Here is an 11970-nt window from a genome sequence, read left to right as displayed (position 1 = left end):
AAATGAATGGAGTTAGTATAAAATATTTTATTATTACTATTGCTTCTATCTTTGTTGCTCTTGGAGTTGGCATTCTCATTGGATTTTCTGTAAATAGTGAAAAATTTCTTCAAAAACAGTTTCAGCAGCAGCTGAGTCTCATAGATAAGAACTTGGTTGAGTTAAAAAAAGAAAATGACAGGCTTTTAAAAGAGATTGATGAGTACAAATCACAGATAAATCAACTGGGAAAAATAAATGACACTCTTGTAAATGCATACCTCAAAACATGCAAAAGTAATGCAGTTGTAAGTCTCATTGTAACCTCAACAGATTATTCATACAACGACCTAATAGATTTTTTGAGAAAAAACCAAATAAAGTTAGCAAGAATTGTTAAAATAAAACGGACGTTTGTGGACGTTTTGAATAACAAGACAAACGATTTTCCAGAATACAAACTTCCGGAAGATGCGATAAATACTCTAATGTTGTATGCGGTATTTGACATGAAGGATGAACTTTTATCAAAACTTACAGAAAAAAGATATATAGAAATAAATAGACTATCAGGAGAAATTGCCGATACAATTTTAATAGCAGGTGGAAATACCCTTCAGAACGATACTTTTAACGCAGTTGATAGAAGATTTATTGAAAAGTTGAGAAATATAAATGATCTCAACATTGTTGGGGTTGAGCAATCGTACAGTGAGATAAACTATTGTGAAAAGTACAAAAGCATGGGCTTGGATACAGTTGATAACGTTGATGAACTGACAGGAAAAGTTTCGCTTATGGAGCTTATAAGAGGTGGAAATGGCAATTATGGAACTAAAAAAGAGGCAAACCTCTTAATGCCTAATACCTTTTTAAGCATTGAGGTTTCAGAAAATTTATTAAAAAAAAGAAGGGAAAGTTTGCTTGAACAATATCAAAATATACAATCTGCAAATGTTATGCCATAAAGAATTTGATTTTGCAAACTTCTCATGAGAGGAAGAAAACAATTGAATATTGTTGTGGTAATTCCTGTATACAATCCTCCACAATCTTTTGAAAAGCTTCTTCTGGACTTATCTAACATAGAGTTTATAAAAAATATACTTGTTATTGATGATGGTTCTAAGAAAAAGATTTTACTTAATTGTGATAAGTGCACCATACTAAGACATGATAAAAACAGAGGCAAGGGTACGGCTCTAAAAACAGCATTTGAATATCTCAAAGACAAGACATTTGACAAAATAATACTTTTAGATGGTGATCTGAAGACAAAAAAAGAAGAGCTGCAAGCATTTTGCGAGAAAGTTTTTATTCTAAACGATAAACAAGTGGTAATTGGTTATCCTATAAAAGTGAGAAAAAAGGGTTTTGGAGTTGTGAAAAAGTTTGCTAAGTTTGTAGTGAGAATTTATACCAGAAAAGAGGTTGAGCATTGTCTCAGTGGTCAGAGGATAATTCCATTTTCTGTTTTAAAAGATATTAAACACATTCCTGATAGATATGGAGTAGACATTTCAATGTTAATTGATTTTATTAAGATGGGTTGTGAAATAAAAGAGGTTGAGTTTGATTTTTCGCACGACGAAAAAGGAAAGAGTTTGAAAGATTTATTACATAAAATTCGACAGATGAAGGATATATTTTGGGTCTTTATTACCAAATGGAGGGCGTGAAAAATCTGGTAAAGGATTATTTAATTTTTTGTGGATTCGAAATAGGAGTGCTAATTTTTTCCACTTTTTATCTAAAAAAATACAATCTTTTGTTGAAAGAGAATTTTAGAGGTAAAAAAATTCCGTGTTGTATGGGGATTGTTTTGTCGCTTAGCTGGGTAATATACTTTTTACAGATATTTTTTCGTACTTCAAATGCAAAATGGTTAGTTGTGGCTATTTCGATGTGGTGTATATCCTTTATAGGTTTGTTGGACGACATTTTTGGTGACAATAAAAGCAAAGGTTTTAAAGGACATGTTATAAGATTTATAAAAAATGGTGAATTTTCAACTGGACTGTTAAAGATGGTGTCAGTGCCAGCTGTGATTTTTATCTCAAGTATGATTTTGCACAAAATAGTAGTGCAGTCACTTTTTTATGCTGTTTTGGGTTCGCTGTGTGTTAACCTATTTAACCTATTTGACCTTCGACCTGGAAGATGCATAAAGGTGCTATGGATATTCGTTGTGGTACTTAGTTTTTTTATGCATCTTGACAGTACAGCAGTTGTGCTTTTGACTCTAACTATTCCGTTTTTTGTGGGTGATTTGAGGGAATTTTATATGCTTGGAGACGCTGGTTCTAACGCGATTGGGTATCTCTTCTTTCTCATTTTGACAAATAACTTTTCTGCAAGTTACAATTCGTTTTTGATATGGACTGTGTTTTTTGTGGTTTCTGTACTGAATGTTTTATCTGAACACATCTCATTTTCAAAAGTTATTGAAAGAAATAACTTTTTAAATTTTATAGATATGTTAGGTCGGAAAAATTAATAACTTGAATTTATTTGTCGGATATTGTAATATATTCACTGTTGTTTAAAGTTTTCGGCAAGGAGGTAAATAGAAATTGGTTGAGATGGAACTTTGGTTTACCGAGCAACAGACTCCTGACTTGGGATTTACATGCAAGATAACAAAGACCATTTATACGGCAAAGACTCAATATCAAGACTTGGCAATACTTGAAACAAAACAGTTTGGTAGGATGCTTGTACTGGACGGTGCTGTTCAGACAACAATTGCAGATGAGTTTTGTTACCATGAGTTAATTTCTCATGTTCCTTTATTCACCCATCCAAATCCCAAAAAGGTTGCTGTCATAGGTGGGGGAGACGGAGGAGTTATCAGAGAAATTCTCAAACATGACGAGGTCGAAAAGGCATATTTAATCGAGATTGATAGAGAAGTTATAGAAGCAAGCAAGAAATACCTTCCTGAGATAAGCTGTGCACTGGATGATGAAAGGGCAGAGGTCATTATAACCGACGGAATAAAATTTGTATCCGAGAACAAAAACATGTTTGATGTTATAATTGTGGATTCAACAGATCCTGTTGGACCAGCAGTGGGGCTTTTTCAAGATAGTTTTTATAAGGCAGTATTTGAATGCTTGAAAGAGGATGGACTTTTTGTTGCACAGACCGAGTCGCCTTTTTATGACCAGGACTTGATAAAGAATGTATTTCATGCAGTGAAGTCTATTTTCCCAATAACAAGACTTTATCTTGGATTTATTCCAACATATCCAAGCGGGCTTTGGAGTTTTACTCTTGGTTCTAAAAAATATGACCCGCTTGAGGTAGATATTTCAAAGATAAAAAGAATTGATACAAAATATTACAATCCAGAGTTGCACAAAGCTCTATTTGCACTGCCAACTTTTGTCCAGGAAATTATAAAATAAAAAAGGAGTAAAAATAAATGGGCTTTAATCTCTACAAACCTTTTTTTCTATGTGCAACAGAAAATTATCAAGCAAGTACCATAGTTTTAGCAGGAATTCCTATGGATTTCACAGTGAGCTTTAAACCAGGCTCACGTTTTGCTCCTGCAAAGATAAGAGAAGTCTCAATAGAGCTGGAGGAGTATTCTATCTATCAAGACAAAACCCTTTATGATAAGACATTTTGTGATATGGGAGATTTAGAGCTTCCTTTTGGAAATGTTGAAAAAAGTATTGAGACAATATATCAATTTGCTTGTAAGCTGTTTGAAGAGAAAAAAGTTCCTATTTTCTTGGGCGGTGAACATCTAATCAGTTTTCCTCTAATAAAAGCGGCGGCAAATTCAAACGGTAAAGAGTTTTATGTACTTCACTTTGATGCTCATGCTGATATGAGAGAGGAGTATCTTGGTGAAAAGTTTTCACATGCCACTGTTATGAGAAGAGTGGGTGAGGTAATAGGTTTTAAGAATATATACCAGTTTGGTATAAGGTCGGGGTCTAAAGAAGAAATTGAATTTGCAAAAAAGAATAGCAATCTTTATTTTGTTGACAAGTGTGAAATTAATAATGTTATTAAAGATTTAAAAGGCAAGAAGGTATATCTGTCGATAGATATAGATGTTTTTGACCCGGCTTTTGCCCCTGGTACAGGAACACCTGAGCCAGGTGGAATTCTATCTTCAGATTTTTTTGACATTTTACTTAAATTAAAAGACCTCAATATAATAGGAGCAGACATAGTGGAAGTTGCCCCATATTATGATATTTCTGACAGAACAGCACTACTTGCTGCAAAGATAGTAAGAGAGCTGATATTGATGATTGAATAAAAAGTTTAAAGTTATGCATTTAAAAATAACAGGGTGTGGACCACTTACAAAATAGTACCTTTTCAAAGTCCACACCCTCATTTTATTTTTTCAATTTTTTCTTGCTAAAAATGTTTGGATGTTATAAAATAGAAATTAGCATAATATATTAATACCAGATATTAATACTACATGATAAATCACCTTTGAGGAGGATTTTTAATGACAGACAAGCTCAAAGAGCTCAAGCAAAAGAGAGAAAGAATACTAAAGCTTGGTGGAGAAGATAAAATAAAAAAACAGCATGATAGCAAAAAACTTACTTGTAGAGAGAGGATAGAATATTTACTTGACCCTGGAAGCTTCAATGAAATAGACATGTTTGTTGAGCACAGATGTCAAGAATTTGATATGAAAGATACATTTGTTCCTTGTGATGGTGTTGTAACAGGTTATGGAACAATCAACGGCAGAAAAGTATTTGTTTATGCCCAAGATTTTACTTCCATAGGCGGTTCACTTGGAGAGATGCATGCAAAGAAGATTTGTAAAGTTTTGGACTTAGCATTAAAATATGGTTGCCCGGTGATAGGTATAAATGATTCTGGTGGTGCAAGAATTCAAGAAGGTGTTGATGCATTAGCAGGGTATGGTGAAATCTTCTATAGAAATACCATGGCATCAGGTGTAATTCCACAAATTGCAGCTATCATGGGACCTTGTGCAGGTGGAGCTGTATACTCTCCTGCTATTATGGATTTTATTTTTATGGTGGACAAAACCAGCCAAATGTTTGTTACAGGACCTCAGGTTATAAAAGCTGTCACTGGAGAGGAGATATCATTTGAAGAGCTTGGTGGCGCTTACACCCACAGCTCAAAGAGTGGAGTTGCTCATTTTATTGCAGAGGATGAGTATCACCTGCTTGACATGATAAAGTATTTATTGTCATTTATACCCTCGAATAACATGGAAGACCCACCTTTTATAATGTCATCTGATTCAGAAAAAAGACTTGTTCCCGAGCTTGAAGGCATAATTCCATCAGAGCCAAACAAAGCTTATGATGTAAAAGAAATAATTTACAAAGTAGTAGACAACCAAGAATTTTTAGAGGTACAACCTTATTTTGCTCAAAATGCTGTTGTAGGATTTGGTAGAATAGGGGGCTTTAGCGTAGGAATTGTAGCAAATCAGCCCAAAGTGAACGCTGGAGTGCTTGATTATGATTCGTCAGACAAGATAGCAAGATTTGTTAGATTTTGCGATGCATTCAATATTCCTATAATAACATTTACAGACGTGCCTGGATTTTTGCCAGGGGTTAACCAAGAACACAATGGTATAATCCGCCATGGGGCTAAGGTCTTATATGCTTACTCAGAGGCAACAGTCCCTAAAATAAATGTAATTTTGAGAAAAGCATATGGTGGGGCTTACATTGCAATGAGCAGCAAACACATTGGTGCAGACTTTGTGTTTGCATGGCCAACTGCCGAGATAGCTGTTATGGGACCGGATGGCGCAGCAAATATTATATTTAGAAAAGAGATACAAAGCGCTCAAAATCCCGAAGAAGAAAGAAAAAGAAGGATAGAAGAGTATACTCAAAAGTTTGCAAATCCATACATTGCAGCTGCCCGTGGGTATGTTGACGATGTAATTGAACCGCAGCTTACCCGCAACAAAATCATTGAGGCGCTCAAAATTTCCATTACAAAAAGAGAGCAAAGGCCCCCCAAAAAGCATGGCAATATTCCATTATAAAATGTATTTTTGTAAAAAAAGGAGAGTGTTTTAAAAATGTATGCTCAGGTCAGTACTATTTCAACCATTACAAAAGAAGAACTTGCTTGTATTTGTGCTTGCTTGCACATTGTGATGGGTAAAGAGAATTATAAAATTACCAATATTACAAAACAGCAAAACAAGTGGGTCAAAGGTGCGAGAGAGATGATACTCAATCAGTCACAGATGTTTTATAGATGGAGGTAAAACTTGTGATGAGAAAGTTCAAGGTAAAGATTAATGACCAAGAATTTGTTGTAGAAGTGGAAGAAATAGGAGTTGAAAATGCTACTCCTGTTGTGCCAAGGCCTAAGATTGGCCATTTTGATCCAAAACAGGAAAGACATGAGGATAAAACAAAACAAAGCCCTGTACCTTCTTCTGATAAAAATTCGGTTGTTGCCCAGCTTCCGGGTACTATTGTAAGGCTGCTGAAAAGTGAAGGCGATGTTGTGGATGCAAATGAACCTGTTTTAATTCTTGAAGCCATGAAAATGGAAAATGAAATAACTGCACCTGTCAAAGGAAAAATTAAAAGAATACATGTAAAGGAAGGGCAGAAGGTAGCAAAAGGAGATTTGCTGTTTGAAATAGAGTAAGAAAAATTTTCTGGAGGTTTTAAAAATAATGGGGGTAAAAATAACAGAAACAATACTGAGAGATGCTCATCAGTCACTCATTGCGACGCGCATGACAACTGAACAGATGCTTGAGATTGCTCCTGTGCTTGACCAAGTTGGTTATTATTCGGTTGAGTGTTGGGGCGGTGCTACATTTGATGCGTGTCTGAGGTTTTTCAATGAAGACCCATGGGAAAGATTAAAAAAGCTGAGAACTGCTTTTAAAAAGACAAAGCTCCAGATGCTTCTTCGAGGACAAAATCTTGTTGGTTATAGACATTATTCTGATGATGTTGTTGAAGAGTTTGTAAAAAAGGCTATATACTATGGCATTGATATTATAAGAATATTTGATGCGCTCAATGACATTCGGAATATTGAAATGGCTCTAAAAGTAACAAAAAAAGAAAAAGGACATGCCCAGGTTGCCATATCATACACTGTCTCTCCTTATCATACTATTGAAAACTATGTAAATTTGGCAAAACAAATAGAAGAACTTGGGGCAGACTCAATTTGTATAAAAGACATGGCTGGGCTTCTCTCTCCATTTGATGCTTATAAACTTGTAAAAGCGTTAAAAGAGCAGGTAAAACTTCCTATTCATCTTCACACACACTACACCACAGGATTTGGGTCAATGACATATTTGAAAGCTATCGAAGCAGGTGTGGATGGTATTGACACGGCTTTATCTCCGCTTGCACTGGGCACTTCCCAGCCGCCAACCGAAACAATTGTATATGCACTTGAAGACACAGAATATTCTCCAAAACTTGATTTAGAAAAGATAAACGAGGCAAGCGAATATTTTAAAGTACTCAGAGAAGAGTATATAAAAAAAGGGCTTCTTGACCCGAAAGTATTAAGTGTTGATATAAATGCTTTTCATTATCAAATACCTGGTGGAATGCTATCAAATCTTATTTCTCAGCTAAAAGAACAAGGACAGGAAGACAAGTTAGATGAGGTTTTAAAAGAGGTACCTGAGGTTCGAAAAGATTTTGGATATCCGCCACTTGTAACTCCTACGAGTCAAATTGTGGGAACACAAGCTGTTTTGAATGTTGTAGCAGGTGAGAGATACAAGCTTGTCACAAAAGAAACAAAAGCGTATTTTAAAGGTGAGTACGGAAAACCTCCAGCTCCTGTGAATGAAGAGGTAAAAAGAAAAATCTTGAAAGACGAAAAAGAGATAACCTGCCGACCTGCAGATTTAATTTCTCCAGAGCTTGAGAATGCAAAAGAAAAAATTAAGGAGTATATTGAAAATGATACTGATGTGGTAACTTACTGTTTATTCCCTCAACTTGCAGAAAATTTTTTCAAGTTAAGGTTCGCAAAAAAATACAAGGTTGACGCTGATCTTGTTCAGGGTAACAAAGTGTATCCTGTGTAAAAAAGGAAGGACAAAAAATAGTGTTCTTCCTTTTTTTCTTTTAAAGATGCTCTTATAAGAACATAAGCATTGTGATATAATTAATAAAGAATAATAAAAAGAACAGGATGTGGGATTTAAAAATGGAAAATGAAAAACTTGAACTTATCTCTTCAATGGAATTTGAAGAAAATGTTCCAATCTATAAGATAATAGACTTTCTTAACAAAAGCTTGAAAGACAAAAATATTATTGTGGGGCTTTCAAGAAGCCACAATAAGATTGTTATAAGCATATACCAAACATAAGGAGAAATGTAAGATGACCCACGATTTAGAAGCCAGGATAATTGAGCTTATGCCAGAGTTTAGTAAAGGGCAGAAGAAAATTGCTCAGTTTATTTTAGAACATGGAGAAAAAGCAGCATATATGACAGCACTTGCGCTTGGCAATTCAGTTGGTGTAAGTGAATCTACTGTTGTAAGATTTGCTGAGAGGCTTGGCTTTGAAGGTTACCCTGAGTTCCAGCGAGCTTTGCAAGAGCTTATGAAAAGCAAGCTTACATCAGTGCAGAGGGTAGAACTTTCTGCAAGCAGAATAAACGAAAAAGAGGTTTTAAAAAGTGTTCTCCTTTCTGACATGGACAAGATAAAGCAGACATTGGAGCAGATAGACGAAAATATTTTTAACCAGGTTGTGGATGAGATAGTAAATGCAAAAAGGATATACATTATTGGAATCAGAAGTTCAGCAGCACTGGCTGATTTTTTAGGTTTTTATTTGAATATGATTTTGGATAATGTCAAGGTTATCACAACAAGTGGCATCAGTGATATTTTCGAACAGGTATTTAGAATTACAAGTGATGATTTAATAATTGGTATTAGTTTTCCGAGGTATTCAAAGCGCACTTTAAAGGTTTTGCAGTACGCAAAAAAACAGGGTGCTAAGATAGTTTCGCTTACAGATAGCAAAATATCACCTCTGTGCAAGTATAGTGACTATGTTCTCATTTGCAGGAGTGATATGGTATCATTTGCTGATTCGCTTGTAGCACCTTTAAGTGTAATAAACGCATTAATTGTTGCGACAGGTCTTAGAAAAAAAGAAGAGGTTGCAAAGACACTTGAAAAACTTGAAGAAATATGGGACGAGTTTCAGGTCTATGAAAAGGAAAACAGGTGATGCAGCTTGAAAAGAATTTATTTAGTAAGACATGGTGAGACCGACTGGAATAAGCTCAACCTTGTTCAGGGTTCAATCGATACAGAACTCAATTCAACTGGTATTGAACAGGCAAAAAAGATTGCTGAGAGGCTTAAAAATAAAAAGATTGATATAATATTTTCAAGTACATTAAAAAGGGCTTATACTACGGCAAGTTATATAAAATCTTATCATCCCCAGACTTTATTTGAAACTTCTGAAAAACTCAATGAGATAAATTTTGGCGAGTGGGAAGGGTTGAGCTTTGATGAGCTTGAAAAGAAATACTCTCAGACATACTTGATGTGGAAAGACAATCCCGATAAGGCCATATTCCCAGGTGAAGGCAATTTGCATGTTGTTATGAGAAGAGTTAAAAGTTTTTTTGATGATATTTTGCAAAAGAATTTTAGTAATATTGTAGTTGTTACTCACGGTGGGATAGTAAAACTTTCAATCATATATCTTTTGAACCTTCCTCTTGATTTTTACAAAAAGTGCTGGATTGGGAATGCAAGTTTGAGTATTGTTGATATAAAAGGAGAAAGGACAATGTTAAGTCTTCTTAATGATATGTCTCATTTAACATCAGAACAAGTTCGTCCAATAATTTAAATAAAAAGTGGGGTATATAAAGTGGTGGAAAAAAAGGAGTTTGGTAGCAAGGACGTTTCAAGAGCAGCTATTTTGATGGCCTTGAGCCAGAACAGACAAGAAGAAAAGAAGATTCAAGAAGATTTTTCTAAAGTAGGAATAAGATGTGCGGCAGTAGATTTTGGTGGAGAGTTTATAACCTCTGTTATGAAAATTGTTGAAAGAGCAGTTGTTGCTGCCAAAAGAGAAGGTGTTATAAACGAGGTACATCAAGAGGAAGGCGCTGTTGCAGGAGCAACAAGAGAAGCGATATCTCAAATTATGCAAAAAGCAATTGGCCTTAATGTGGGTGGAAAGATTGGCATTGCAAGGTTTGAAGAGCATGTTGCAGTTGCCATATTTTTTGGGATAGGACTTTTACATTTAAATGAGGTGGCAATAGGACTTGGTCACAGGGTTATATAAAAGTTTTTGTGCAAAAGATAAAAGATTAGTAGGGGGAATGACCTTGGTTTTTGCAATAAGAGGTGCTACAACTGTTGAGAATGATTGCAAAGAGGAGATTGTCAGATGTACTCAAGAACTTTTGAATGAAATTATGCTTAGAAACAATCTTAAAAAAGAGGAGATTGTTTTTATTTTGTTTACAATGACCAAAGACCTAAAATCGGCTTTTCCAGCATATGCAGCAAGACTCATGGGATTTGTGGACATTCCTCTTATATGTGCTCAAGAGCTTGACATTGAAGGAGCGCTAAGTAGGTGTATTAGGCTTCTTATGCTTATCCAAAGAGATAATAGCTTTACTCCTAAACATGTTTATTTGAAAGAAGCAACAAAACTCAGAGAAGACTTAACTAATGAGAAAGGTGAAGATTTATGAAGAAGATTAACATTGCAATTGATGGTCCTGCAGGGGCAGGAAAAAGTACAATTTCAAAGCTTTTAGCAAGCCAACTTGGATATATTCATATCGATACAGGTGCAATGTACAGAGCTGTTGGGCTCAAAGTACTTAAGAACAATATCTCACCGCATGACAGTAGAAAGATTGTTGAGATTTTAAACTCAACTGATATACAAATAAAACTTGTGGATGGCAGGCAGCTTGTCTTTTTAGATGGTGAAGATGTCACAGAAAAAATTCGCCAGCCCGAGGTTTCAATGTATGCATCTGACGTATCAAAAATAAGAGAAGTACGAGAAAGACTTGTAAAGATGCAGCAAGAGTTAGCAAAACAAAAAGGGGTTATAATGGACGGAAGAGATATAGGAACTCATGTTCTGCCAAATGCCGAGTTAAAAATCTTTTTGACGGCCACGGCAGAGGAAAGAGCAAAGAGAAGGTTTTTAGAACTGAAGCAAAAAGGATATGAGGTAGACTATTATCAACTTTTAGATGAGATAAAGAAAAGAGACCAGAATGATATGACAAGAGAGTTTGCCCCTTTGAGAGTAGCTGAGGATGCCATTGTCATAGATTCGACTTCTCTTTCAATTGAAGAGGTCTTGCAAAAGGTTTTAGAGCTTTTTTACAAGGTGGTCAAAGATGAAGTATAATTTTTTTCTCAACCTTATTCGGAAAGTTGCTTTTATCATTTTAAAGTGTATCTTTTTCATAAGAGTTGAAGGGAAAGAAAATATACCAGAAGGTCCTTTTATTATCTGCGCAAATCACAGAAGTTATCTTGATCCAGTTTTGATTATACTTATATTCGACAGGCGAGTATATTTTATGGCCAAAAGTGAACTTTTTAGAATATGGTGGCTTGCACCAATCATCAAAGCGTTTGGAGCTTTTCCTGTCAAGCGAGGCAAAAGCGATATTGGAGCAATAAAAAAAGCTATAGAGGTTATAAGATCTGGCAATATTCTGGGTATTTTCCCGGAAGGAAAAAGAAACAGGACAAAAGAAATTATTTTAAAAGGTGAAAAAGGAGTTGCAACTGTAATTAAAGCAACAGGTGTAAAAGTTTTACCAGTTGGTATTTCTGGGAAAATAGTTCCATTTGGTAGGATAAGAGTGAGAATCGGAAGACCAATGGAATTTAGAGATAACTGTATGGATAATCAAGAGATTGTAGATACAATTATGAATGAAATTAAAGAACTTATCCTAAAATAATGAAAGAGGGGAAGTAAAA

General features: G+C 35.1%; 16 protein-coding genes. All 16 read left to right on the top strand.

Annotated features, from left to right (window positions below; translation table 11 throughout):
- The first annotated feature begins 2 nt into the window (after positions 1-2).
- The gene (locus tag CALHY_RS07180; protein ID WP_013403305.1) at positions 3-947 is read left to right on the top strand and encodes a copper transporter; all 945 of its coding nucleotides are present in this window, start codon (positions 3-5) and stop codon (positions 945-947) included.
- Between the two features lie 42 nt (positions 948-989).
- Positions 990-1658, top strand: a complete 669-nt coding sequence (locus tag CALHY_RS07175; protein WP_013403304.1) for a glycosyltransferase family 2 protein — start codon at positions 990-992, stop codon at positions 1656-1658.
- Positions 1628-2476, top strand: a complete 849-nt coding sequence (locus CALHY_RS07170) for a hypothetical protein (protein WP_013403303.1) — start codon at positions 1628-1630, stop codon at positions 2474-2476. Before CALHY_RS07175 ends, CALHY_RS07170 begins: the two co-directional genes overlap by 31 nt.
- Before the next feature lie 85 nt (positions 2477-2561).
- Positions 2562-3389: a polyamine aminopropyltransferase gene (gene speE / locus CALHY_RS07165; RefSeq protein ID WP_041723389.1), complete on the top strand. Its 828-nt coding sequence runs from the start codon at positions 2562-2564 to the stop codon at positions 3387-3389.
- A gap of 17 nt (positions 3390-3406) precedes the next feature.
- Positions 3407-4261 carry an agmatinase gene (gene speB / locus CALHY_RS07160; protein ID WP_013403301.1) on the top strand — a complete coding sequence of 285 codons (855 nt, stop codon included), beginning with the start codon at positions 3407-3409 and terminating at the stop codon, positions 4259-4261.
- A 201-nt stretch (positions 4262-4462) separates the two neighbouring features.
- Positions 4463-6007 (top strand): acyl-CoA carboxylase subunit beta, encoded by a 1545-nt coding sequence (locus CALHY_RS07155; RefSeq protein ID WP_013403300.1) that lies wholly within the window; start codon positions 4463-4465, stop codon positions 6005-6007.
- A 36-nt stretch (positions 6008-6043) separates the two neighbouring features.
- Positions 6044-6235, top strand: coding sequence for a hypothetical protein (locus CALHY_RS07150; protein WP_013403299.1), 192 nt, complete (start codon positions 6044-6046; stop codon positions 6233-6235).
- Positions 6236-6243: 8 nt separating this feature from the next.
- On the top strand, positions 6244-6627 hold the full coding sequence (locus CALHY_RS07145; protein WP_013403298.1) for an acetyl-CoA carboxylase biotin carboxyl carrier protein subunit: 384 nt from the start codon (positions 6244-6246) through the stop codon (positions 6625-6627).
- 28 nt (positions 6628-6655) lie between these two features.
- Positions 6656-8047, top strand: a complete 1392-nt coding sequence (locus CALHY_RS07140) for an oxaloacetate decarboxylase subunit alpha (RefSeq protein WP_013403297.1) — start codon at positions 6656-6658, stop codon at positions 8045-8047.
- A gap of 122 nt (positions 8048-8169) precedes the next feature.
- Entirely contained in the window at positions 8170-8334 is a 165-nt protein-coding gene (locus CALHY_RS13420; protein WP_013290529.1) for a YpmA family protein, read from the top strand.
- 13 nt (positions 8335-8347) lie between these two features.
- Positions 8348-9211, top strand: coding sequence for a MurR/RpiR family transcriptional regulator (locus CALHY_RS07135; RefSeq protein ID WP_013403296.1), 864 nt, complete (start codon positions 8348-8350; stop codon positions 9209-9211).
- A gap of 6 nt (positions 9212-9217) precedes the next feature.
- Positions 9218-9847 (top strand): histidine phosphatase family protein, encoded by a 630-nt coding sequence (locus CALHY_RS07130; RefSeq protein ID WP_013403295.1) that lies wholly within the window; start codon positions 9218-9220, stop codon positions 9845-9847.
- 21 nt (positions 9848-9868) lie between these two features.
- Positions 9869-10291 (top strand): HutP family protein, encoded by a 423-nt coding sequence (locus CALHY_RS07125; RefSeq protein WP_013403294.1) that lies wholly within the window; start codon positions 9869-9871, stop codon positions 10289-10291.
- Positions 10292-10334: 43 nt separating this feature from the next.
- Complete coding sequence (aroH, locus tag CALHY_RS07120) at positions 10335-10709, top strand: chorismate mutase (protein WP_041723386.1); 375 nt, start codon at positions 10335-10337, stop codon at positions 10707-10709.
- Positions 10706-11386, top strand: a complete 681-nt coding sequence (cmk, locus tag CALHY_RS07115) for a (d)CMP kinase (RefSeq protein ID WP_013403292.1) — start codon at positions 10706-10708, stop codon at positions 11384-11386. The genes aroH and cmk overlap by 4 nt, the downstream gene beginning before the upstream one ends.
- Positions 11376-11951 (top strand): lysophospholipid acyltransferase family protein, encoded by a 576-nt coding sequence (locus tag CALHY_RS07110; RefSeq protein ID WP_013403291.1) that lies wholly within the window; start codon positions 11376-11378, stop codon positions 11949-11951. Before cmk ends, CALHY_RS07110 begins: the two co-directional genes overlap by 11 nt.
- The last annotated feature ends 19 nt before the right edge of the window (positions 11952-11970 follow it).

Origin of the sequence: Caldicellulosiruptor hydrothermalis 108 (genome assembly GCF_000166355.1) — a bacterium.
Taxonomy (GTDB): domain Bacteria; phylum Bacillota; class Thermoanaerobacteria; order Caldicellulosiruptorales; family Caldicellulosiruptoraceae; genus Caldicellulosiruptor; species Caldicellulosiruptor hydrothermalis.
This window is presented reverse-complemented; position numbering and strand designations above follow the sequence as displayed.